The sequence below is a fragment of the Geothermobacter hydrogeniphilus genome, from assembly GCF_002093115.1.
Lineage (GTDB): Bacteria > Desulfobacterota > Desulfuromonadia > Desulfuromonadales > Geothermobacteraceae > Geothermobacter_A > Geothermobacter_A hydrogeniphilus.
In genome coordinates, this window is record NZ_NAAD01000020.1 from 1 (window position 1) to 24529 (window position 24529).

18 protein-coding genes and 1 pseudogene are annotated in these 24529 nt (G+C 60.5%); 14 read left to right on the forward strand and 5 right to left on the reverse strand.

What is annotated here, in order from left to right; genetic code table 11:
- Nucleotides 1-85: 85 nt before the first annotated feature.
- Entirely contained in the window at nt 86-232 is a 147-nt protein-coding gene (locus B5V00_RS17235) for a hypothetical protein (protein WP_172399761.1), read from the reverse strand.
- 205 nt (nt 233-437) lie between these two features.
- Here B5V00_RS17235 and B5V00_RS17240 point away from each other — a divergent pair, with 205 nt between their 5' ends.
- From B5V00_RS17240 to B5V00_RS17015, 4 genes and pseudogenes are all read left to right on the forward strand, one after another.
- On the forward strand, nt 438-602 hold the full coding sequence (locus B5V00_RS17240; RefSeq protein WP_172399762.1) for a hypothetical protein: 165 nt from the start codon (nt 438-440) through the stop codon (nt 600-602).
- Nucleotides 603-799: 197 nt separating this feature from the next.
- Nucleotides 800-1900, forward strand: a complete 1101-nt coding sequence (locus B5V00_RS13775) for a glycosyltransferase family 4 protein (RefSeq protein ID WP_085011396.1) — start codon at nt 800-802, stop codon at nt 1898-1900.
- Between the two features lie 3 nt (nt 1901-1903).
- A complete protein-coding gene (locus tag B5V00_RS13780) occupies nt 1904-4069 on the forward strand; it encodes an amylo-alpha-1,6-glucosidase (RefSeq protein ID WP_085011397.1) in 2166 nt (721 codons plus the stop codon).
- 337 nt (nt 4070-4406) lie between these two features.
- Nucleotides 4407-4556 (forward strand): annotated as a pseudogene (locus tag B5V00_RS17015) (hypothetical protein); the annotation flags it as partial.
- 162 nt (nt 4557-4718) lie between these two features.
- Here B5V00_RS17015 and B5V00_RS13785 read toward each other — a convergent pair.
- From B5V00_RS13785 to icmF, 3 genes are all read right to left on the reverse strand, one after another.
- The gene (locus B5V00_RS13785; RefSeq protein ID WP_085011398.1) at nt 4719-5840 is read right to left on the reverse strand and encodes an NADH:flavin oxidoreductase; all 1122 of its coding nucleotides are present in this window, start codon (nt 5838-5840) and stop codon (nt 4719-4721) included.
- A gap of 13 nt (nt 5841-5853) precedes the next feature.
- Complete coding sequence (locus tag B5V00_RS13790) at nt 5854-7029, reverse strand: M24 family metallopeptidase (protein ID WP_085011399.1); 1176 nt, start codon at nt 7027-7029, stop codon at nt 5854-5856.
- Between the two features lie 132 nt (nt 7030-7161).
- On the reverse strand, nt 7162-10407 hold the full coding sequence (gene icmF / locus B5V00_RS13795; RefSeq protein ID WP_085011436.1) for a fused isobutyryl-CoA mutase/GTPase IcmF: 3246 nt from the start codon (nt 10405-10407) through the stop codon (nt 7162-7164).
- Between the two features lie 492 nt (nt 10408-10899).
- Between icmF and B5V00_RS13800 the strand changes: the two genes are divergently transcribed.
- From B5V00_RS13800 to B5V00_RS13845, 10 genes are all read left to right on the forward strand, one after another.
- A complete protein-coding gene (locus tag B5V00_RS13800; RefSeq protein ID WP_085011400.1) occupies nt 10900-12672 on the forward strand; it encodes a sigma-54 interaction domain-containing protein in 1773 nt (590 codons plus the stop codon).
- Nucleotides 12673-12953: 281 nt separating this feature from the next.
- A complete protein-coding gene (locus B5V00_RS13805) occupies nt 12954-13778 on the forward strand; it encodes an ABC transporter ATP-binding protein (protein ID WP_085011401.1) in 825 nt (274 codons plus the stop codon).
- On the forward strand, nt 13778-15730 hold the full coding sequence (locus B5V00_RS13810; protein ID WP_085011402.1) for a long-chain fatty acid--CoA ligase: 1953 nt from the start codon (nt 13778-13780) through the stop codon (nt 15728-15730). The genes B5V00_RS13805 and B5V00_RS13810 overlap by 1 nt, the downstream gene beginning before the upstream one ends.
- A 99-nt stretch (nt 15731-15829) precedes the next feature.
- Nucleotides 15830-16723 carry a branched-chain amino acid ABC transporter permease gene (locus B5V00_RS13815; protein WP_085011403.1) on the forward strand — a complete coding sequence of 298 codons (894 nt, stop codon included), beginning with the start codon at nt 15830-15832 and terminating at the stop codon, nt 16721-16723.
- Between the two features lie 3 nt (nt 16724-16726).
- The gene (locus B5V00_RS13820; protein ID WP_085011404.1) at nt 16727-17794 is read left to right on the forward strand and encodes a branched-chain amino acid ABC transporter permease; all 1068 of its coding nucleotides are present in this window, start codon (nt 16727-16729) and stop codon (nt 17792-17794) included.
- 78 nt (nt 17795-17872) lie between these two features.
- The gene (locus B5V00_RS13825) at nt 17873-19117 is read left to right on the forward strand and encodes an ABC transporter substrate-binding protein (RefSeq protein WP_085011405.1); all 1245 of its coding nucleotides are present in this window, start codon (nt 17873-17875) and stop codon (nt 19115-19117) included.
- Nucleotides 19118-19326: 209 nt separating this feature from the next.
- Nucleotides 19327-20160 carry an ABC transporter ATP-binding protein gene (locus B5V00_RS13830; RefSeq protein WP_085011406.1) on the forward strand — a complete coding sequence of 278 codons (834 nt, stop codon included), beginning with the start codon at nt 19327-19329 and terminating at the stop codon, nt 20158-20160.
- A gap of 150 nt (nt 20161-20310) precedes the next feature.
- Nucleotides 20311-21546: a phenylacetate--CoA ligase family protein gene (locus B5V00_RS13835; protein ID WP_085011407.1), complete on the forward strand. Its 1236-nt coding sequence runs from the start codon at nt 20311-20313 to the stop codon at nt 21544-21546.
- Nucleotides 21547-21858: 312 nt separating this feature from the next.
- Complete coding sequence (locus B5V00_RS13840) at nt 21859-22416, forward strand: DUF6125 family protein (RefSeq protein WP_085011408.1); 558 nt, start codon at nt 21859-21861, stop codon at nt 22414-22416.
- A gap of 15 nt (nt 22417-22431) precedes the next feature.
- Nucleotides 22432-23547 (forward strand): CaiB/BaiF CoA transferase family protein, encoded by a 1116-nt coding sequence (locus B5V00_RS13845; RefSeq protein WP_085011409.1) that lies wholly within the window; start codon nt 22432-22434, stop codon nt 23545-23547.
- 186 nt (nt 23548-23733) lie between these two features.
- Here B5V00_RS13845 and B5V00_RS13850 read toward each other — a convergent pair whose 3' ends face one another.
- Nucleotides 23734-24438, reverse strand: a complete 705-nt coding sequence (locus tag B5V00_RS13850) for a Bax inhibitor-1/YccA family protein (RefSeq protein ID WP_085011410.1) — start codon at nt 24436-24438, stop codon at nt 23734-23736.
- Between the last annotated feature and the right edge of the window lie 91 nt (nt 24439-24529).

Here is a 24529-nt window from a genome sequence, read left to right on the forward strand (position 1 = left end):
ACCGCTTCATAGCTACGGCTATGCAGCGGAAAGCGCGCCTTGTCGACACGGAAAACCCCGGCGCAATATTACGAAATCCTATGAGTTACAGGGTACTGGTTGTTTCCGGCCGGTGTGTGGGGAGCAGCAGCCGGCGGATCCTGGCGAACCAGTTTGCGGCCGCCGGCCGGCGTTGCTTCTTCGCCGGGGTGAGCAGGTGGTCGAACAGGTCGTGCGATCCCATGTAGTCCATCATTTCCTCCTTCGCTGTAGCCTGCGGTCAAAAATATTCCGCAGGGCAATCGATGTGATCAGACTCTAGCCTTTCCGGCCGTCGCTTGACAGGTGCGGGTTCGCACCCTTTGCCGATGGGCTGGGCATGAGGCGAAGGGCAATAAGCACAGGATCGGGCCGACAAGGGGCTCACTGATTCAGGAGAGGAAGAAGGGGGTCAGGTCTTGAATTGCAAGAAACTGACAATTCAAGACCTGACCCCCGCCTTTTGCGTTTCACCAGAAGGCGAAGCAAAATTCTGGATTGAACCGGCCATGGCCTTGGCTGATGACGTTTATTTGAACAAACGGCAACTCCTCCGCCGCCAAAAAATTGTGGAGAAAAAATGAAGTAACGATTCAGCACGCCCGAATTTGGTACACTGGTAAGACGCGAGCAGTGCAGATGCGCAGCATAAATCAGATTTGAGCAGCGCAACAACGCCGCCAGGGGGGGGCGAAAGCGGGATGTGCTGAATCGTTACATAATTTGAAGGGGTGAAGGGTGATATCCCAGCTTGTCAGGCCCAGTCAAAAAGAGAGATTCTATGAAAATTGCTCAGGTATCACCTCTGTACGAAAGCGTTCCACCCCTCCACTACGGCGGCACCGAACGCGTGGTCTCCTATCTCACTGAAGAGCTGGTTCGCAAAGGTCATGAGGTGACCCTTTTCGCCAGTGCCGATTCCGTTACCTCGGCGGAACTTGTCCCCTGCGCTCCCGCGGCTCTGCGTCTTGGCAACTGCGTTGACCCGCTGGCCCCGCATCTCTGCATGCTGGAGGAGGTCTTCAGGCGGATAGAGGCGTTTGATGTGGTACATTTCCACATCGACTACCTCCATTTTCCACTGTTGCGCCGTCATCGCTTCAACCACCTTACAACCCTGCACGGACGCCTTGACCTCCCGGACCTGGTCCCTCTCTACCGGGAATATGGCGACATGCCGCTGGTCTCCATCTCGGATGCTCAGCGCGCGCCGCTCCCCTTTGCCAACTGGGTCGGCACCGTCCATCATGGGCTGCCGGCAGATTTGTTCCGGCTGGAAGAAAAACCGGGTGATTATCTGGCCTTTCTGGGCCGCATTGCGCCGGAAAAACGCCCTGATCGGGCCATCGAGATTGCCATAAAATCAGGCATTCCCCTGAAAATAGCCGCCAAGGTCGACAAGGTTGACCGGGAGTACTTTGAAACCCGTATCAAGCCGCTGCTCGACAGCCCGCTGATTGAATTTATCGGTGAAATAGGCGACAATGAAAAACAGGAGTTCCTCGGTCAGGCCCGCGCCCTGCTCTTTCCCATCGACTGGCCGGAACCCTTCGGACTGGTCATGATCGAGTCCATTGCCTGTGGCACACCTGTCATCGCTTACCGTCACGGGTCGGTTCCCGAAGTTATGGACGAAGGGCTGACCGGATACATCGTGAACGACATCGACACCGCGGTTGCCCGGGTTCTAGATATCTCCGACCTGGACCGCCGCTGCTGCCGACAGGGTTTTGAAAACCGGTTTTCCATCGGGAAGATGGCGGAAGCTTACCTTGCCCTTTACGATCGGCCGAGACCAATAGAATGGATCAACCGCAGCAGGTGTACGCGAACAGCTGGACGGCGGAAACGCCTGACTCCAAATGCTTGTCAGGGGCGGTGAAAAATGGATGAAATCATTCAAGTTAAGGATCGGTATTACATCAAGGCGGCTTCGTGCCTGGTTGATGATCGCACCAGGGTTCTGAAACAGGGGGAGACCTTTGCGGTCTTTGACTGCCGCGGCGATATTCAGCCCATCGGCCGGGGCGAGCAGGGGCTGTATCATGAAGGGACCCGCTTTCTGTCACACCTTGAATTTTTGCTCGGGAACCAGCGTCCGCTGCTGCTGAGTTCAACCGTCAACGAGCACAACGAACTGCTGGTCGTCGATCTGACCAATCCCGACCTGGTTCTGGACGACGGGACGGAGCTCCCCCGCGGCAGCCTGCACATCTTTCGCTCGAAATTTCTCTGGCAGCATCGCTGTTTTGAGCGCATCCGAATCAGCCATTTTGGCTCCGGGCACCTGACCCTGAGGCTCCTTTTCCGATTCAGCAATGATTTCCGCGATATTTTCGAGGTGCGAGGACTGCGCCGGGAAAAACGCGGCCGCCCCTTAAAGGAACGAATTGACCAGGGAACGGTTTGCCTTCCCTATGCCGGTCTGGACGGTGTGCAGCGGCGGACGATGATCCGTTTTATGCCTGACCCGGTCGCCCTTTCCGGAGACGCGGCTGAGCTACTGCTCAGCATTGCCCCGGGTGAAGAGCGGAACATCTATCTGACCTTCTGTTGCCTGATAGGCCCGGAACCAAGCGTGAGTGGTCGTTACGATGATGAATTCGGCGCCTCCCTGACTAGGCTGGAAGCCTACCGGGCCCAGCACTGCGAGGTCAAAACCAGCAAAGGACATTTCAATGAATGGATAGACCGGTCCCTCGACGATCTGCACATGCTCTTTACCGATATGCCGCAGGGCATCTACCCCTACGCCGGCGTTCCCTGGTACAGTACCGCCTTCGGCCGCGACGGTCTCATCACCGCCCTGCAGACCCTCTGGATCAATCCGGCCATTGCTCGCGGTGTGCTCGGATTTCTGGCGGCCAACCAGGCCGGGGAGCATTGTCCGAAAACAGATGCCGAACCGGGAAAGATTCTTCATGAAACCCGGCTCGGCGAGATGGCCGCTCTGAAAGAGATTCCCTTCGGCCGTTACTACGGCAGCGTCGATTCGACCCCTCTCTTCCTGATGCTGGCCGGCGCCTATTTCAGGCGAACCGGTGACAGGGTCTTTCTTGAACAGCTTTGGCCACATATCCTGCGGGCCTTGGACTGGATCGACCGTCATGGTGATCGGGACGGAGACGGGTATGTCGAATATCAGCGGCAATCCGAAAACGGGCTGGACCAACAGGGCTGGAAGGACTCCTGGGATTCGGTGTTTCATGCCGACGGCAGTCCGGCACGAGGGCCCATTGCTCTGTGCGAAGTGCAGGGCTATGTCTACGCCGCCAGGCGACATGTTGTGGAACTGGCCGAAATCATGGGAGACGCTAAGCTGGCCGGCAGGCAGCGAGAAAAGGCGGAAAGGCTGCGTACCAATTTTCAACGAGACTTCTGGTGTGAGGATCTTTCCTGCTACGCCTTGGCGCTCGACGGAGATAAACGCCCCTGCCGGGTCGCCAGTTCCAATGCCGGCCAGTGCCTGTTTACCGGCATCGCCGCCCCCGAACACGCTGGACGCATGGCCGACCTTTTCCTTTCTCCAGCCTTCTTCTCCGGCTGGGGCGTCCGCACCTTGGCCGAAGGAACGGCCCACTACAATCCCATGGCCTACCACAATGGATCGGTCTGGCCTCACGATAACGCCCTGCTCGCCCTCGGGCTGGCGCGCTACGGCAGAACCCGGCAGGCCATGCAACTGTTCGAAGGCCTCTACCACCTGGCCATGCGGGTTGAACTGAGCCGCTTGCCGGAACTCTTCTGCGGATTCCGCCGTCTGCCCGGACAGGGGCCGGTTCTCTATCCGCAGGCCTGTTCGCCTCAGGCCTGGGCCGCGGGAGCGGTGTTCCAGCTTCTGCAGGCTTCCCTGGGGCTGAGCATCGACGCCTTACAGCGTGAAATACGCTTCCGGCACCCCATCCTTCCATCCTTTTTTGACGAGATGACTTTCCGCAACCTCAGGGTCGCGGAGGCGGACATTGACCTGCATCTGATCCGCTATGGGGATGATGTTGGCATAACCGTCCAGCGCCGCGAAGGAGACATAGGGGTTGTCGTCGAGAAATAGGGCCAGGGGCCGAAGGCGGGATGTGCTGAATAGTTACCTCAGAAGTTACCTAGCGTTTTCCCCAACCTGCCTCTTGTCTTCATCCACCACTCTTGCAATATGGCCCGCCCGCTTCGCATCGGGTAACCCGGTGCTTACCTCGTCATCAATCGCGGCAACGCCGGTGAGATAATCATGACCCCCTTCAAGGATTGCGGACTGATTCCCACCGGCCTCTCCCTTATGATCCCTGCAAATTAGAATCTAATGTTCAAGTTTGCAATAATGGTTAAACGAAAATTACAGAATACGGTCCTCGATGCACTTGATTCCATGCCGGTGATGGCCCTGCTGGTGTGTCGAGGTGGAGGTTCCGGGCGCGTTGATTGATCTGGATCCGTCGGAGCTGAAGCGCAAGGCCTGCATCTGTCTTTCCTGTATCGAGGCATTCCGGGAGGATCCGGAGCTGTTCGCCGCGCGTTATTGCGGGGAGATTGACAGCCCCTGAGAATTTTGCTGTAGCCTGCGGTCAACTCTCCCGCAGGGCAATCGATGTGAGCAGACTCTAGCCCGTCCGGTCGCCGAAGGGCAAGTGCGGGTTCGCACCTTTTGCCGGTGGGCTGGGCATGGGGCGCAGGGCGATATGCACAGGATAAAGCCGGACAGGCTGTCAGGAGGCGCTGCGGCGAAGCGGCTGCACGCAGCGCAGGTTGCCGCGGAAGGCGGTCTTGAAGCAGCCGCTGCAGGAGACGCAGCGGGAGGCGGCGTCGTTGCTGCCGAATTGCCATTGCCGCGCCAGGGCCGGTTCACAGATAAACGGGCGGCAGAGGGAGATGAAATCGGCGCTGCCGGCCTGCAGCACCGCTTCAGCGTCTTTGCGACGACGCATGCCGCCGACCAGCAGCAGCGGACAACGGACCTGCGGCCGCAGTCTTTCCGCCAGCTCCAGGTTGTAGCAGGGGAGCGGGGGATCGTCGGTCCCGCGCCGCCGGATCGGGGTTTGTTCTCCCGAGGCGGGGGTGCCGCTGCTGACCTCGATGCCGTCGATGCCGGCCTCGTCAAGTGCCCGGGCAACCTGGATGGCATCTTCCGCGGTCAATCCCCCCGGCAGGTTGTCGCTGAGGTTCAGTTTGGCCAGCAGCGGTCGGTGCGGGCCGATTGTTTCCCGTACCGCGCCGCAGACCTGGAGCAGGAACCGCATGCGGTTCCGCAGCTCGCCGCCATAGCTGTCGGTTCGCCGGTTGCAGAGCGGCGAGAGAAACTGGTTGATCAGGTAGCCGTGGGCAGCATGCAGCTGAATGGCATCAAAGCCGACGCGGCAGGCCCGCTCGGCGGCGGCGGCGAAGGCGTCGACGACGCGTTCGATATCGGCCGCAGTCATTTCCCGCGGCTGCTGCGGGTACTGGTCCAGTTGCAGCGCCGATGGGGCAAGCGGGTTGGTGCCGCAGATATCACGGCGGGTCTGGCCGCCGGCATGGCCGAGCTGGGCGCAGACTTTTCCGCCCTCGGCGTGGACCACCTCGACCAGTTGGCGGATCGCCCGCGCGGACGCGTCATCCTGCAGGCTCAATGCGCCGGGCAGCAGCTTCCCTTCCTGCGCCACGTAGGCGAAGCCGGTGATGATCAGGCCGATCCCGCCGGCTGCCAGCTGCCGGTAGCGGTCGATCAACTCTTCCCCGGGGATCCCGCGCGGGTCACACATCCCCTCCCAGGTCGCCGAGCGCACCAGGCGGTTGCGCAGCCGCAGGCGGTTGAGACTGGCGGGTTGAAACAGTTGGCGGGAAGGGTTCATGGCCGGGTTCTCTTCAGGTCGGCAGGGTGACGATTGCGTCGTCGGCCGGAGAGAGGCGGATGCCGCCCTCGGGGCCGACCGCCCAGGTGTTCTCGATGCCGACCACGCCGTGCCCGGCGAGCAGGAACTTCGGTTCGATGGCGATGGTCTGGTTCTCCTGTAGCGGCACGTCGAAGCCCTTGGCTAATACCGGCATCTCGTCCAGCTCCAGGCCGACACCGTGGCCGACGAACTTGGCCTGTTCCCCCGGAACTCCCATGAAGCAGTCTCCCAGTCCGGCCTCGGCGGCGATGCCGCAGGCCAGATCGAACAGCTCCGAGGCGACGGCGCCCGGGCGTAGGGCGGCGGTGACCTGGCGCTGGATCTTAAGGGCGGTGTCGAAGGCGTGCTGCACCTCGGGATGGATGTTGCCGGGAACGAAGATCCGGGTCATGTCGACGATGTAACCGTCGTGGACGGCGGTGTAGTCGACCATCAGCGGCAGGTTCGGCGCGATCACCGCGGTCGAGGCGCCGTGCGGGGAGGCGGCGCTCAGTCCGCAACCGGTGACGGCGCCGTCGAAGAAGCCCGGCTGGTTGGCGCTGCCGCCGGAGACCAGCAACCCCTGGAACAGCTCCTGGTTGTAGGCGCGCATGCGGACGTAGCCTTCGCTGCCGAGCTTGCGGGAACGGCTTTCGAATTCCGCCGCCAGGTCGAGTTCGCGCATCCCCGGGGTATAGAAGTCTGGCACCTGGGCGAAGACCTTGCTCAGCTGCTCGCCGGCGTGGCGGATTCTGGCGACCTCGAGGGCCGACTTGACCGCCCGCAGGTTGCGGTTGATGCCGGAGATGTCAACGAACTCCCGTTCCGGCAGCACTTTTTTCAGGTAGTCGAGCTGGGCGGCCGGCAGCACGTCGAACGTAACGCCGACTTTCTGTCCCGGCCTGCCGAGCAGTCCGCTCAGTTCCCGGCTGGAGGGGAAGGGGCGCAGCTCGGTGATGCAGCTCTCCTGCCGGGCGCGGGTCAGGCTCTTGCGGATCAGCAGCAGCGGTTCGCCGCTTTGCGGCACCCAGAGCATGCCGTTCTGGCGGGTGGCGGCGAAATAGTAGAGATCGATCGGATAGATGACCAGCGCCCCGTCCAGCTCCTTGCGTTCGAGCTGGCGCTGGAGGTTGGCGATACGGTTTCGGCATTCGGATTGGATGGGCATGGGGAATCCTTTGGATTCGGGCGCCGGGCGTCAGGCACCGGGCGCTGGGTTAAACATTCTCATGGTCCTGAAGTTGTCCGGCCTTGAGCCCAGTGCCTGGCACCCAAAGCCCGGCGAAGCCATCTGGCTTCGCTACATATTTCTCCGATACTGTCCGCCGACTTCGTACAGCGCTGCACTGATCTGGCCGAGCGAGGCGACTTTAACCGTTTCCATCAGCTCGGCGAAGATGTTGCCGCCGCTGGTCGCGACCTGCTGCAGGCGCTTCAGGGCTTCCGGGGCCTGGTCGGCGTGGCGGCGCTGGAAATCGCGCAGGTTGCTCAGCTGCAGCTGTTTCTCCTCTTCGGTGGAGCGGGCCAGTTCGCCGGGGATCTGGTAGCCCTCCTCGTCGGCGCGCGGGTTGAGGTAGGTGTTGACGCCGATCACCGGCAGCTCGCCGGTGTGCTTGAGGTGCTCGTAGAGCATCGACTCGTCCTGGATCTTGCTGCGCTGGTACTGGGTCTCCATCGCCCCGAGCACGCCGCCGCGCTGGCTGATGCGGTCGAATTCGCACAGCACCGCCTCCTCGACCAGGTCGGTCAACTCCTCGATGATGAAGGCGCCCTGCAGCGGGTTCTCGTTCTTGGCCAGGCCCAGTTCCTTGTTGATGATCATCTGGATCGCCATCGCCCGTCGCACCGATTCCTCGGTCGGGGTGGTCACTGCCTCGTCGTAGGCGTTGGTGTGCAGCGAGTTGCAGTTGTCGTAGATCGCCATCAGCGCCTGCAGGGTGGTGCGGATATCGTTGAAGTCCATCTCCTGGGCGTGCAGCGAACGTCCCGAGGTCTGGATGTGGTACTTGAGCATCTGGCTGCGCTTGTTGGCGCCGTACTTGTCGCGCATCACCACCGACCAGATCCGCCTCGCCACCCGGCCGATGACCGTGTACTCGGGGTCGAGGCCGTTGCTGAAGAAGAAGGAGAGGTTGGGGGCGAAGTCGTCGATGTGCATGCCGCGGGCGAGATAGTATTCGACGTAGGTGAAGCCGTTGGAGAGGGTGAAGGCGAGTTGGCTGATCGGGTTGGCGCCGGCCTCGGCGATATGGTAGCCGCTGATCGAGACCGAGTAATAGTTGCGCACTTTCTGATCGATGAAGTACTGCTGCACGTCGCCCATCATCCGCAGCGCGAACTCGGTGGAGAAGATGCAGGTGTTCTGCCCCTGGTCCTCCTTGAGGATGTCCGCCTGGACGGTGCCGCGCACCGTCTGCAGGGTGCCGGAGCGGATCTTTTCATACTCGTCGGCGTTCGGTTCGCGGTTGTTCTCGTTCCTGAATTTCTCCACCTGCTGGCTGATGGCGGTGTTGAGGAACATTGCCAGCAGCATCGGCGCCGGGCCGTTGATGGTCAGCGAGACGGAGGTCATCGGATCGCAGAGGTCGAAACCGGCGAACAGCTTGTCCATGTCGTCGAGGGTGCAGATCGAGACCCCGCTCATCCCCACCTTGCCGTAGATGTCGGGTCGTTCGTCCGGATCTTCGCCATAAAGGGTGACGCTGTCGAAGGCGGTCGACAGCCGCTTGGCGTCGTCATCCTTGGTCAGAAAATGAAAGCGGCGGTTGGTCCGCTCCGGGGTGCCTTCGCCGGCGAACTGGCGTTTCGGATCTTCGGCGGTGCGCTTGAAGGGGAACAGCCCGGCGGTGTAGGGGAAGAAACCGGGGGCGTTCTCCTTCATGCACCAGCGCAGGATTTCACCGTAGTCGGCGAAATTCGGCAGACAGACACGGGGAATGCGGGTGCCGGAGAGGGAGGTGGTGAACAGCTCGGTGCGGATCTCCTTGTCGCGCACTTTTGTTACCATCACTTCTTCGGCGTAGGCTTTTTTCAGCTCCGGCCACTGCTGCAGCCGCTGCCGGTTCTCCTCGCTCAGCTGGCTTTCGGTCGTTTCGATCAACCGGTCGATATCCTCCACCCGGCAGTCGCATTGTTCGGCCAGCAGTTGCCTGGTTCCCTTGAGCTGGTAGAGCCGGCTCCCGGCCCGGGCCTGTTCTTCGACCTGCCGGCGGTAGTTCCTGGCGGCATGAGTGATTTCGGTCAGGTAGCCGACCTGTTCGGGAGGGATGATCTGCTGGGCGAGACTCTGCCCCTCGCCGACTTCCAGCTGTGACTGCCAGTCGAGCCCGCAGCGTTCGTTGAGACGGTCGATCAGCGCCCGGTAGAGCCGGTTGGTGCCGACATCGTTGAACTGGCTGGCGATGGTGCCGTAGACCGGCAGTTCGTCGTCGGCGACATCGAACAGCTTGCGGTTGCGTCGGACCTGCTTGCGAACATTTCGCAACGCGTCCTCGGAACCGCGCTTTTCCATCTTGTTCAGTGCCACCATGTCGGCGAAATCGAGCATGTCGATCTTTTCCAGCTGGGTCGGGGCGCCGAACTCGCTGGTCATGACGTAGAGCGAGAGATCGCAGACATCGACGATACCGGCATCTCCCTGGCCGATGCCGCTGGTTTCGACGATGATCAGATCGAACGCGGCCGCCTTGAGAACGTCCAGAGCCTCGCGGATGGCGGCGGAGAGTTCGCTGCGGGAATCGCGGGTGGCGAGGGAGCGCATGAAGACCCGCTCGGTGTTGATGGCGTTCATGCGGATGCGGTCGCCGAGCAGAGCGCCACCGGTCCGCTTGCGGGTCGGATCGACCGACAGGATCGCCATGTTCTTATCCTCGAAATCGCGCAGGAAGCGGCGCACCAGTTCATCGGTGAGCGAGCTTTTGCCCGCCCCGCCGGTGCCGGTGATACCGAGAACCGGCACCGGTTTGGCCAGCTCCCGCACCTGCTGCTGCGCCGCCGCCAGTTTTTCATCGCCGCCGCTGACCAGCTCCTCGGCGGCGGTGATCAGACGGGCGATGGCCTGGTGATCCCGGCCTGGGAGCAGTTCGAGATCCCTGGTGAGCTGCCGGGGGGTGGCGAAGTCGCACTGTTCGAGCTTGAAGTTGATCATGCCCTGCAGGCCCATGCGGCGGCCGTCTTCGGGTGAGAAGATCTTGCAGATGCCGTAGTCTTCCAGTTCCCGGATCTCCTCCGGCAGGATAACGCCGCCGCCGCCGCCGAAGATTTTGACATGTCCGGCGCCCTTCTCGGCGAGCAGGTCGTGGATGTACTTGAAGAATTCGAGGTGGCCGCCCTGGTAGGAGCTGACCGCGATGCCCTGGACATCCTCGTGGATGGCCGCGGTGACGATCTCCAACGCCGAGCGGTTATGCCCGAGATGAACGACCTCGGCTCCGGAATCCTGCAACATGCGACGCATGATGTTGATCGAGACATCGTGGCCGTCATAGAGACTGGTGGCGGTGACAAAACGGATCGGGTGCTGCGCCTGATAAACAGCGTTTTCCATGGTCGGGGCTCCTTCGGTTGCCTGTTGCCTGGCCGGACCGGCCGCATCCGGTTTTTCACATTGCGGGCGGAAAAAGGCCTTTTTAAAAAACTGAATCGCTGAACAGCAATTCAGGAACACCGTTTTAGCATCATTCGTGCCACTGTTCTCCGTGAGGTCTGTTTCGGCACCCGGTGACGCTCCGGGGCGGCTGTTTGCCGCATTTCCGCTTCCGTGAGGTTCCGCCCGGATGTTTCGAGGGTGTCCGGGACTGTCTACGTATGTTAACAGTTGGACCATCCTTCAGGCAAAACCGCGGAAAAAGATTAATAATTTCACAGGTCATTGAAACCCGTTGTCATTTCCCCCTGTTGACAATTCCGTTCTGTTTGGTCAAACAATAGTTTTGCTTTATTTCTAAAACACTGTATTATTCACCTTTGATAAAGTTCCGCCAGGGGTTCAGGATGTCGAGTCTCCCGGCGGGACAGGACAGCGGATCGGGGGCATGTGATGGGATTTGCTCAACAAGCCAGGGATGCGGGTTTCGATCTCGGAGATCGTGATCTGTCGACCGAAAGCTGGCTGGTGGTTCTTGACCAGCGGCAGTGTATCGCCACCTCCAACGAGGAATGTTTCGCCCTGATCGGCAAGCGGCCGGAAGAGATTATCGGCCGGCGGCTCGGTCAGGTGGTCAGGCTCGGTTTTCTCCATTCCTTTATCGTCCAGGGTGTCAGCTTCACCGGCCAGCCGATCTGGATCGACGGCGTCAAGCATTTCTGCGACTACGCCCCGCTCGGCCGCGATCCGCACGCTTCGGGGGGATTGTTCACCCTGATGCGCTCCGAGCAGCTCGACATCCCCTGCCTGGAAGTGCCCGACCTGCTCTGTTCCATGGATGCCGGATCCGACCTGGCCCGGGAGAGCCTGATCCTGGTCAACACCGAGGGTATCATCACCATGATCAATCAGCCGTTTGCCGATGTGCTGGGGATCTGTGCCGGTGAGATGCTCGGCAAGAATGTCCGCAGCGCTTATCCCAATTCAAATCCGTCGCGGCTGCCGGTGGTGATGGATACCGGCCAGGCGGAAGAGGCCGAACCGCATCTGCTCAATGGCCGTCATGCCGTGGTCAGCCGTTATCCGCTCTTCAGGGAGGGCAAGATGGTCGGCGCCTGGGGCAAGGTGCTGTTCAGTGATGTGCGTGAAGTTTCACGTCTGGCGGAAAAGTTTCAGGCCTATATCAAGCTTCCGGAAAAGCCGAAGAAGGGTCGTCGCGGTCGCGGGCAGGAGTTCAAGTACGATTGCAACAGCATTATCGGCCACAGCAAGGCGATGAAGGACCTCAAGGAGAAGCTGCTGCGCATCGCCCAGCGTCCTTCCAATGTCCTGCTGATGGGGGAGAGCGGGACCGGCAAGGAACTCTGTGCGCATGCCATCCACGCCGCCAGCAAGCGTCGCTACGCTCCCTTCGTGCGGGTCAACTGTGCCGCCATCCCGGATCACCTGCTGGAATCGGAACTGTTCGGCTATGTCGAGGGGGCTTTTACCGGGGCGCGCAAGGGCGGTCAGGTCGGCAAGTTCGAGCAGGCTGACGGCGGTACCATCTTTCTCGACGAGATCAGTGACATGCCGCTGGTGATGCAGGCCAAGCTGCTGCGGGTGCTGCAGGAGAGGGAAGTGACCCCGCTCGGCAGCACCGCCACCCGGAGTATCGATATGCGGGTTGTCGCGGCGACCAATGTCAACCTCGAAGAGAAGGTGCGGGACGGCAGTTTCCGTACCGATCTCTACTACCGGCTCAATGTCATCGCTCTGGAAATCCCCCCGCTCAGGGAGCGGCGTGACGATATCTATTTCATCACCAAGCATCTGATCGACGGCTTCAACGCCGAGTTCGAGATGACGGTTCAGGGGCTCGATGAAGAAGCCTGGCAGTTGCTGCGCAATTATGATTTCCCGGGGAATATCCGTGAGTTGCGCAATGCCATCGAGAGCGCGTTCAATATGGTGACCGGGTCCATGATTCGCGCGGCCGATCTGCCGCTGCATATCCGGCGAGCTGCCGGCAGCCTTGTTCTGCCATGCCTGGACGGGGACCGGCAGGAGGGTCTGCTGGCGAGCATCGGGCAGAAAACCCTGCAGGAAATCATGGATGAGATGGAACGTCAGTTGATCCAGGCATCCCTCGAACGGGTCGGCGGCAACAAGCTGAATGCGGCCAATGTCCTCGGCATCTCCCGTCCGGGACTTTACAAGAAACTGCACAAATACAATCTGCAGTAGTTTTTCGTCGGCTCCGGCGTGTTCCGGAAGTCTGTGACGGCTTGTAAAGAAGCCATAACACTGTTAACAAAAACGACATCACTATTTCCCGTGGCGGGTCCACGGAGGCATCCTTGTCTTGGGAATAAATTATTTAAATACAAATAGTTGGGCAGTTTATTAAAATTATAATTCGGAACAAACATTGTTTGGTATCCGGTTTGCAGATGGGTCTGATCAAGAATTGCGAGCGGCGTGATTGCCGTGACGCCGGTCGTTATCCTGTTCGAGGAGGAATCTGCATGACTGAAACGCCCCCTCTGCTCAATGTCAGCGACATTTCGCTGTCATTCGGCGGGGTTCACGCCCTGACCGATGTCAGTTTCCAGGTCGCCAAGGGAGAGATCTTCTCCATCATCGGCCCCAACGGCGCCGGCAAGACCTCGATGCTGAATTGTATCTCCGGTCGCTACCAGCCGAACAAGGGTTCGATCCGCTTCAGGGAAAAGGAGCTGATCGGCCTGCGGCCCAACGATCGCTGTACTCTCGGCATCGGGCGTACCTTCCAGAATCTCGCCCTCTTCGCCCACATGACCGTGCTGGACAACATCATGGTCGGACGTCATCACCTGCTGAAAAACAATTTTCTCACCGGTTCCGTCTACTGGTTGTTCGGGGCCCGCAAGGAGGAGCTGCGTCACCGCGCCGAGGTCGAGGACATCATCGATTTCCTTGAAATCGCCCACATTCGCAAATCGATTGCCGGAACCCTTTCCTACGGGCTGCGCAAGCGGGTCGAACTGGCCCGCGCCGTCGCCCTGCGTCCCGATCTGATTCTGCTCGACGAGCCGATGGCCGGGATGAACCTGGAGGAAAAGGAAGATATGGCGCGTTACATCATCGACCTCAATGAAGAGTGGGGAATGACGGTGGTGATGATCGAGCATGACATGGGGGTGGTGATGGATATTTCCCACCGGGTGATGGTGCTCGATTTCGGCAAGAAGATCGCCGCCGGCCTGCCCGACGAGGTCCTCGCCAACCCGCGGGTGAAGAAGGCCTACCTCGGTGAGGATGATGACGAGACGGCGGCGGATGACGCGGCCCGGACCGGGGAGGTGGCCTGATGAAAGCCGAATACGCCGATATCAAGGTCTACGATACCTTTCCCAAGCTGTTGGCCTACAATGCCGCCAACTGGCCGGATGAGATCGCCATGCGGGAAAAGGAGTTCGGTATCTGGAACGCCTACAGCTGGGACGACTACAACTCACTGGTCAGGCGTTTCGCCCTCGGCATGCATAAACTGGGCATCGGCCATGGCGATTCAGTCGGCATCATCGGTGACAACCGGCCGGAATGGGTTGCCGGGGAGATCGCCTCGCACGCGCTGCGGGCGATGATCTTCGGCATCTACCAGGATTCGATGAACGAAGAGTGCGCCTACCTGATCAACTATGCCGGGGCGAAGATCATCATCGCCGAGGATGAAGAACAGGTCGACAAGGTGCTGGAGATCACCGAGCAGTGCCCCTGCGTCAAGCACATCATCTATTGCGACCCGCGCGGTATGCGCAAGTACGACGACCCGCGGCTGCTCAGCCATATCGACCTGATGAAACTCGGCGAGGAACTCGACGCGCAGCAGCCGCGGCTCTACGAACAGCTGGTTGCCGCCGGCCGGCCGGAGGATGTTGCCATCCTCTGCCCGACTTCAGGGACCACCTCCAATCCCAAGCTGGCCATGCTGCAGTGCGGGCCGATGCTCGAACACTGCCTCGACTACCTGCATAACGACCCGAAATTCCCGACCGACAACTATGTTTCGGTGCTGCCGCTGCCGTGGATCATGGAGCAGGTCTACGCCGTCGCCCAGGCGCTGATCAGCCGCCAGATCGTCAATTTCGTCGAGGAACCGGAGACGATGATGGCCGACCTGCGGGAAATCGGCCCCAACTTCGTGCTGCTGGCACCGCGGGTCTGGGAAACGGTCGCCGCCGATGTCAAGGCGAAGATGATGGATGCCACCCGCTTCAAGCAGAAGATGTTCAACTACGGCATGAAGCTCGCCGAAAAGGCGGCCGCCGAAGGGAAGGGGCAGTCGAAACTGGCTTACTGGTTGCTGTTCCGGGCGCTCAAGGACCGTCTCGGTTTCTCCAGCCTGCGATCGGCGGCGACCGGCGGCGCGGCGCTGGGACCGGACACCTTCAAGTTCTTCCTTGCCATGGGGGTACCGTTGCGGCAGCTCTACGGCCAGACTGAAATGGGTGGTGCCTACACCATCCACCGGGCGGACGATGTCGATTTCGACAGTGTCGGCATCCCCTTCGATACCTCCGATGTGCGTATCGACAACCCCGATGCCAACGGCGTCGGCGAAGTGGTCTCGAAAACCCGCGGCATGTTCCTCGGCTACTACAAGAATGACGAGGCTACGGCGGAAACCCTTGAGGACGGCTGGATGCATACCGGTGACGCCGGCTATTTCAAGAAGGAGAACGGTCACCTGGTGGTTATCGACCGGATCTCCGACCTGGCGGAAACCTCGACCGGATCACGCTTCTCGCCGCAGTTCATCGAGAACAAGCTGAAGTTCTCTCCCTTCATCGCCGAGGCGGTGATCCAGGGCGACGGTCGGCCCTACCTGGCGGCGATCATCTGCATCCGTTACGAGATTGTCGCCAAATGGGCCGAGCAGCGCGGTATCGCCTTCACGAACTATATCAATCTCTCCGCCCAGCCGCAGGTCTACGACATGGTGCAGAAAGAGATCGAACAGGTCAACGCGACTCTGCCCGAGGCGCAGCGGATTCGCAAGTTCCTGCTGCTCTACAAGCAGCTCGACGCCGATGATGGCGAACTGACCCGGACCCGCAAGGTGCGTCGCGGTGTGATCAAGGAAAAATACGCCGAGATCATCGACACCATCTATTCGGATCAGGAGATCGTTCACATCGATACCGTCATCACCTTCCAGGACGGCAACAAGTCCCGGGTGCGGACCGATGTCCGGGTGGTCGATCTGTTCCCGAATGCGTCGCGTAAGGGTGCCGGCGGCAAGATGCAGACGGCAGTTTAGAAAAAATGCGGTGCCGGGCTTCAGGCTCAAGGTGCCGGGAAAACCGTTAACCCCAACGCCTTGAGCCCAGTGCCCGGCGCCCGGTTCCGGAGGAACCCCATGAATTTTGAACTTCTCACCCAGCTTGTTGTCAACGGCCTGATTGTCGGCACCCTTTACGGGGTGGTGGCGATGTGTTTCGTGCTGATCTACAAGTCGACCCAGGTGGTCAACTTCGCTCAGGGCGAGTTCCTGCTGATCGGCGCCTGGACCTGCTGGGCGCTGCTGGTCAAGTTTCATCTTCCCTTCTGGCTCGGTTTTCCGATCACCCTCGCCTTTATGGTGATCTTCGGCATCGTGCTGCAGATGGTGGTTTTAAGACCGTTGATCGGTGAGCCGATCATTTCGGTCATCATGGTCACCATCGGCCTGTCGATGTTCTTCCAGTCGCTGATGGGCTGGATTTTCGGCGTCTACGCCAAGCCCTTCCCGCGGGTTTTCGAGACCGAGTCGATCAACCTGCTCGGGTTGCAGATTCAGACCGCCTACATCATGAGCCTGGTCATTTCGGTGGTGATCATGATCGGCTTCTACTATTTCTTCAAGTATTCCCGGCTCGGCCTGGCGATGCGCGCCACCGCCTTCGATCAGCAGGTGGCCCAGAGCCTCGGCATCTCGGTGAAGAAGGTGTTCGCCGCCGCCTGGGCGATTTCGGCACTGGTTTCGGCCATGGCGGGAGTGGTGGTCGGCATGGTCAACGGCGTCTCTTCGGCGCTCTCCTTCTTCGGCATCAAAGTTTTTCCAGTGGTTATTCTCGGCGGGCTCGATTCGATCGTCGGTTCGATCGTCGGCGGTCTGATTATCGGTGTGCTGGAAAACCTGGCGGAATTCGTCGACAGCCAGTGGCTGCATCTCGGCAACATGTACACCATCGCCCCCTTCTACGCCCTGGTGGTGATCCTGATGATCAAGCCCTACGGCCTGTTCGGCACCAAGGATATCGAGAGGATCTGATTCATGTCTTCATCTGCCCACGCACGTATGAATTGTGGAGAGTTCCGCTCCACCTATATTCAGGATACGACTATCTTTCCGACGCCGCTGGCGCGTCGCACGGCGATCGCGGCGGTCATTTTTCTGCTGCTGGCACCGACTTTTCTGAATTCCTATTTCCTCAATCTCGGCATCCAGGTCGGTTATTACGGCATCGCCGCTCTGGGGCTCAATATTGTCGTCGGTTTCACCGGTCAGATTTCTCTCGGTCACGCCGCCTTCTTCGGTTTCGGCGCCTTCGCCTCGGCCTGGCTGAACAACGTCACCGGGTTGCCGGTCTTCTTCTGTATCCCGCTGGCCGGAGTGATGACCATGGCGGTCGGCCTGATCGTCGGCATCCCGGCCGGTCGCATCAAGGGACTCTACCTGGCGATCGCGACCCTGGCCTCGCAGTACATCCTCGAGGATTTCTTCTCCCGCGCCGACTGGTTTACCGGCGGCGCCTACGGGGCGATGGCGAACCCGTTTTCGATTTTCGGTTTCGAGTTCAACAATGATCAGCGTTACTGGTACGTGGTGCTGTTCTATGTCGTGCTGATGTTCCTGTTCGGCACCAACCTGCTGCGCACCCGTGACGGCCGGGCCTTCATTGCCGTGCGCGACCATTATCTTTCCGCCGAGATCATGGGCATCAACCTGACCAAGTACCGCATCCTCTCCTTCGGCATTTCCTCCTTTTACGCCGGGGTCGGCGGCGCCTTATTCGGCCATTATCTCGGCTTCGTTTCGGCCGAGGGGTTCACCCTGCTGCTGTCGATTCAGTTTCTCGGCATGATTATCATCGGCGGCATGGGCTCGGTGCAGGGCACCCTGATGGGAACCGCCTTCATGGTGCTGCTGCCGGAACTGATGGAAGGCGGCGTCGGACTGTTCGGCCATGGTTCGTCAGGGCTGATGCAGGCGCTGGCCTATATAAAGGAGATGTCGATCGGTCTGGCGATCATTCTTTTCCTGATTTTCGAACCGGACGGCCTGGCCCATCGCTGGAAGATGATCAAGGCCTACTGGAAGCTCTATCCCTTCTCATATTGAATCGGGAGCCTGTGCACGACCGTTCCACCTAACCGTCCCGCGCTGCGGGCCAGCTGTTCACTTCAAGGGAGGAAGACAATGCGCAAATCGATCATTCTGGGCAGTTTACTGGTTGCTTCACTGGCGTTTGCCGGAAGCGCTCTGGCGGCCGACACCATTCCGGTCGGCCATCTCGCGGCCTATACCGGGCCGACGTCGGGGGTCGGCATCCCCTTCGGCAACGGAATTGACGACGCCCTCGCCTACATCAACAAGCATGGCGGCATCAACGGCAAGCAGATCAAGTACAAAACTGTCGATTATTCCTACAACGCGCCGCGCGCGGTGGCGACCTACAAGAAGTGGATGTCGTCGCTGAAGCCGGTCGCCATCCAGGGCTGGGGCACCGCTGACACCGAGGCACTGGTCAAGTTCATCGCCAAGGACAAGGTCGCCTATATCTCCGCCTCCTACTCCGGCCACCTGACCGACCCGACCGGCAAGGGGCCGAAGAGCAAGTCGGCCGCTCCCTACAACTTCTTCTACGGTCCCTCTTACTCCGACGCCTGCCGCGGCCTGGTGCAGTGGGCCGCCGACGACTGGAAAGCCAAGGGCAAATCGGGCAAGCCGAAGTTCATCCACATGGGCGACAATCATCCCTATCCGAACGCGCCCAAGGCCGCCTGCGCCGCCTACGCCAAGGAACTCGGGTTCGAGGTGCTGCCCTCGATCGTCTATTCGCTGAAGCCGGCTGATGCCAAGGCCCAGTGCCTGTCGCTGAAGGATTCCGGCGCCAACTACGCCTATCTCGCCAACACCTCCAGCTCGAACATCTCGCTGCTCAAGTCCTGCAGCACCGTCGGTGTCAAGACCCAGTTCCTGACCAATATCTGGGGCTGGGACGAGAATTCCATCAAGGCCACCGGTGCCGCCGGCGACGGCATCGCCTGGGTGGTCGGCGCCGCGACCTGGAAAGACGACGCGCCGGGCATGAAGACCCTCCGCGAAGTCTCCAAGATGTCCGACCCGAGCGGCAAGAAATCGCGCATGCTGCACTACATCCGCGGCGTCTGCGGCACCTTCCTGATGAAGGAAGCGATGCTCAAGGCCGATGCCATGGGCGCCATCACCGGCGAGAACATCAAGAAGGGCTTCGAGTCGATGAGGAACTTCGTACCGGCCGGTCTTGAAGGGGTCTGCTCGCCCTCAACCTGGACCGCCGAGGATCATCGCGGCATGAACCTGGTCAATGTCTACACCAGCAAGTACAACGGTGGTGATTTCAAGATGACCAAGCTGGCGACCGTTGAGGTGCCGCGCCGGCCCGAATGGCTGGGCTGGTGATCAGCCAAGGCTGATCACCAAGGCTAAAGGTGAAAGGTGAAAGGCTAAAGGTAGTTCAAGGTTTTCCCTTAGCCCTTAGCCGGTTTTTACAGGGATATTTGTTCGGCGGGGGTTTTTGCCCCCGCCGGGCAGAATCCGGAAGTGAGGGGTCAGAAGGTTCTCCCTGCTGACTCCTGACTCCTGCATTCTGTCTTGCCAAGGAGAACCCCATGTCCGAAGCAGCTGTCAAAAGTGACGAAAAACCGGTTGAGAAGGAGATCGTTCTCTCGGTCAACAATATCGAGGTGGTCTACGACGAGGTTATCCTGGTGCTGCGCGGCATCAGTCTCGACGTGCCGAAAGGTGAGCTGGTGACCCTGCTCGGGCCGAACGGCGCCGGCAAATCGACCACTCTGAAGGCGATTTCCGGGTTGCTGAAGACCGAGGACGGCGAAGTGACCCGCGGCACGATCGAGTTCAAGGGCGAGAGCATTGCCAACAGTTCCCCTGACGAGATCGTCCGCAAGGGGATCTTCCAGGTCATGGAGGGACGGCGCATCATCGAGGATATGACCGTCATCGAGAACCTGCGCCTCGGTGCCTACACCCGGCGCGACAAGGGGATCAAGGATGACATTGAAAAGGTCTTTCATTACTTCCCGCGGCTCAAGGAGCGGACCGGCATGGCCGGCTATCTCTCCGGCGGCGAACAGCAGATGCTGGCCATCGGCCGGGCGATCATGGCGCGGCCGGAAATGATCCTGCTCGACGAACCGTCCATGGGCCTGTCGCCGCTGCTGGTCAAGGAGGTGTTCGGCATCATCCGCAATATCAACAAAGAGCAGGGCATCACCATGCTGCTGGTCGAACAGAATGCCAACATGGCCCTGCACAGCGCCAATTACGGCTATGTCATGGAATCGGGCAAGATCGTTCTCGACGGTACCGGCGAAGAGCTGCTCAACAACGAGGATATGAAGGAGTTCTACCTCGCCGGCGGTGAGTCGGAGCGCAAGTCGTTCAAGAATCTGAAGTCATACAAACGCAGAAAACGGTGGATGTAAAAGCTTATTGCCGTCAGGGCGCAAAGATGCCAAGAGAAGCTTGGGGTTTCAGATTTAACCTTGGATGGTCGGGTTTGCCGTTCTTGGTGCTCTTGGTGTCTTGAGCGAGCAACGCGAGCGGGCGGCCTGAAGAATTTCAATGGAGATCTCATGTCCGACTACTACGACAACCTCGAAACCCGTACCTCCGAACAGCGCGAAGCCGACCTGTTCGCCTGCCTGGCCGACCAGATCGACCACGCCAAGAGCAGTGCCCCGGCTTTCGCCGAGACCCTGCATGGGATTGACGGCCGGGAGGTGACCGACCGCGCGGCGCTGGCGAAGCTGCCGCTGCTGCGCAAGACGGAGCTGATCGAGCGTCAGCAGGGGCAGCCGGTCTTCGGCGGGCTGACCGGGGTTGAACCGCCGGAGTTGTGCCAGATCTTCGCTTCCCCGGGGCCGATCTTCGAGCCCGGCTCGACCCGTCCCGATTTCTGGCGCTTTGCCCGCGCCCTGTATGCCGCCGGGTTCCGTTCCGGCGACATCATTCACAACTGTTTCTCCTATCACTTCACTCCGGCCGGGATGATGTTCGAATCCGGCGCCAGGGCGCTCGGCTGTGCCACGGTACCGGCCGGGGTCGGCCAGACCGAGCTGCAGGTGCAGGTGATGGGTCACGTCCGGCCGCGCGGCTATGTCGGCACGCCGTCCTTTCTGAAGCTGATTCTCGACAAGGCGGACGAACTTGGCAGCGACCTGTCGTGCCTGGAGACGGCGCTGGTTTCCGGTGAGTACCTGCCGCCGAGCCTGCGTGAGGGGATGGCGCAGCGCGGCATCAGTGTCCGCCAGTGCTACGCCACCGCCGATCTCGGTCTGATCGCCTACGAGTCGGAGGCGCTGGAAGGGATGATCGTCGATGAGGGTATTGTTCTCGAAATCGTCCGCCCCGGCAGCGGTGACCCGGTACCGGAAGGGGAGGTTGGCGAGGTGGTGGTGACCAGCCTTAACCCCGACTATCCGCTGATCCGTTTCGCCACCGGTGATCTCTCCGCCATCCTGCCGGGACCCAGCCCCTGCGGCCGCACCAACCTGCGGATCAAGGGCTGGCTGGGGCGGGCCGACCAGACCACCAAGGTGCGCGGCATGTTCGTGCATCCGCAGCAGGTCGACGCCATCCTCAAGCGCCATCCGGAAATCGGCCGCGGTCGACTGGTGGTGACCCGACAGAACGATCAGGACCACATGCTGTTGCGGATTGAATCCGCCGTTGCCGCGGATGGACTGGCATCCGCCCTGCGCGACTCGATCCGCGAGCTGACCAAGCTGCGCGGCGAGGTCGAATTCGTCGCCCCCGGCAGCCTGCCTAATGACGGCAAGGTGATCGACGATCAGCGGGAGATTGAATAGGAAAGACTGACATACTGCAGATCAGCCACCCGCTCGCTTGGCTCGCTCAAGGCACCAAGGAGTCTGTTGACTATCCATGGACTGGCTGCAAATCCGTCTGATTGGCCCATATTTCAGCTCCTTTTCGATCAATAGCTACGGCTATTGCCCTCAAATGAGCCAAAATCTGACCTCAATCAGACATATTTTCGCTTCAGCCCCGATAGTCCGACAGACTCCAAGGACACCAGGAAATTCTTTGATTTTATTGTTGCCTTTCTTGGTGCTCTTGGTGCCTTGGTGGCCCAGTGCTTTTCTCTTGAAGGAGATCCCATGTCCACCCAGACCGAAACCACCATCGAACCTCTCGACGAAGGTGTTCAGCTGCTCAACCGGCTCAGCAAAGAGGAGCTGATCGCCATTATCATCGACGACGCCAAGAACTGGCTGGCTCATGACGGGCTCTGGTTCCAGGCGATCGAGAAGACCCACGGCATGGAGGTGGCGATCGAGGCTGACCGGGCCGCCTGGGAGAAATTCACCGTCATCGAAGCCAAACGGATCATGGCGCGGCTCGGGATCGAGCCGGGCGGCGGCATTCCGGCACTGCTCGAATGCCTCAAGCATCGTCTCTACGCGCGGCTCAACCTGCAGCAGGCGATCGAGGTCAGCGACAGCCGCGCGGTGTTCCGCATGGTCGACTGCCGGGTGCAGTCGGCGCGCAAGCGCCGGGGGCTGGATGACTTCCCCTGCAAATCGGTGGGAATCGTCGAGTACAGCGAGTTCGCCCGTACCGTCGATCCGCGGATCCAGACCCGCTGCCTCTCCTGTCCGCCCGATGCCCACCCGGAAGAGTTCTGGTGCGCCTGGGAGTTCTCTCTTGAATCCTGAAAGCCTGGCGGCCTGATGCTTTCTGATTGTCTCACCGGGATCCGGGTTCTCGATCTCAGCCAGTACCTGCCCGGCCCCTTCGCCACCCAGTTGCTTGGAGATCTCGGCGCCGAGGTGCTGAAGGTCGAGCCGCCGGCCGGGGATCCGATGCGGTCCTTCATCCTCGCCGACGGTGACGGGGTTTCTCCCTTCTACAAGCAGGTCAATGCCGGCAAGGCGGTGGTCGAACTCGATCTCAAGACGCCGCAGGGGCGGGAGTCCCTGACCGAACTGGTGCGGGTTGCCGACGTGCTGCTGGAATCCTACCGGCCGGGCGTGCTGGAGCGCCTCGGCTTCGGGCGTGAGCGTCTTGAACAGCTCAACTCTTCCCTGATCCATTGCGCCCTTTCAGGCTTCGGTCAGAGCGGGCCCTGCCGCGAGCGGGCCGGGCACGATCTGACCTATCTCGCCATGAGCGGCATGCTCAGCCTGACCGGCACCGAGCAGACGCCGGTTATTCCCTTTCCACCGATCTGTGATTACGCCGCCGGCAAGCAGGCGGCCACCACCATTCTCGCTGCCCTGCTGCGTCGCGGGCGGACCAGTCGCGGGGCCTTCATCGATGTCAGCCTGTTCGAGATGGCTCTTTCCTGGCAGTCCTTCGGTCTGACCGCCGCGGGCCGTCCCGGCGAGGCCTTCGGCCGCGGCCGGGATCTGCTCACCGGCGGCGCCGCCTGTTACAATATCTATCGTACCGCCGATGATCGTTTCGTGGCCCTGGGAGCGATCGAGGAGAAATTCTGGCAGAGATTCTGTGAAACGGTCGAACGACCGGAGTGGATCGGTCGCCAGCAGCAGCCGTTGCCGCAGACCGGGCTGATCGGTGAGGTCGCCGCCCTGTTCGCCGGCGAGAGGCTGGCACATTGGCGGTCAATGTTCGCCGAGGTCGACTGCTGCTTCGAGCCGGTGCTCGAACAGCACGAGGTTCCCGGCCACCCTCATGTCCGGCAGCGGGGACTGGTGCAGACCCATCCGCGGGAACGGCGCACCGAAGCCCTCTTCCCCGCCTGGGTCGACGGCCGGCCGCCGCAGCCGCGCCGTCCCCTGGAGCAGGTGACGGCGGCCGAGGCGCTGAGGTTATGGGGTGGATAGTGGGTGGCAGGATGAGTGAACTCTACCTGCACAGATAAGCATAAGCGGGCTCAGATTTTCCATTTTCAGGGCCGCATGAACCCATCCCCGGGGCTTGCCTGTCGCCATCCGGGCGACAGACACCCTGCCAATGGAAAATCTGACCCGCCCGACACAGGGGCAAGAGAGAAAGGTTTTCAGCCTCCCTCACCTCCGGTTGCCCATGATGCGGAGCAGCATGAGAAACAGGTTGATGAAGTCGAGGTAGAGGCGCAGTGCGCCGATGATGGCGGCTTTCTTGCGGCCCTCCTCGTTGGCGAAACCGGCCTCGCCGATCTGCTTGATCTTCTGGGTGTCGTAGGCGGTGAGGCCGACGAAGACGAAAACGCCGATGTAGCTGACCAGCCAGTAGATCATCGTACTCTGTAGGAAGATGTTGACCACCGAGGCGATGAGAACTCCGATCAGCCCCATGAAGAAGAAACTCCCCCAGCCGGTCAGGTCGCGGCGGGTGGTGTAGCCGTAGATGCTCATGGCGGCAAAGGTGCCGGAGGCGATGAAGAAGGTGCTGGCGATGGAACTGCTGGTGTAGACCAGGAAGATCGAGGCGAAGGTCACCCCGCTGAGGGCCGAGTAGAACAGGAACATCAGGGTGGCTGTTGTTGAACTGATCCGGTTGATGGCGGCGGAGAGGGCGATGACCAGGCCCAGTTCACCGAAGATCAGGGCATAAAAAACCATTCTGTTGCCGAAAATCAGTTTCAGCAGTTCCTCGCTGGACAGGGTCACCATGGCCGCCAGGGCGGTCAGGGCCAGACCGGCGGTCATCCAGGCGTAGACCGTGGGCAGAAAGCTGGTGGTGGAGCTGACGGTCGGGGTTGCGGTGATGGTGGTCGGTTTCTGATTCAGCATCGTTCATTCTCCATGGGCTACGGGTAAACGCTGCAAATACCATAGCCCATTTGGCTCCGGGCAACAACTCTGCTAAGCTGGGATTCGTCGA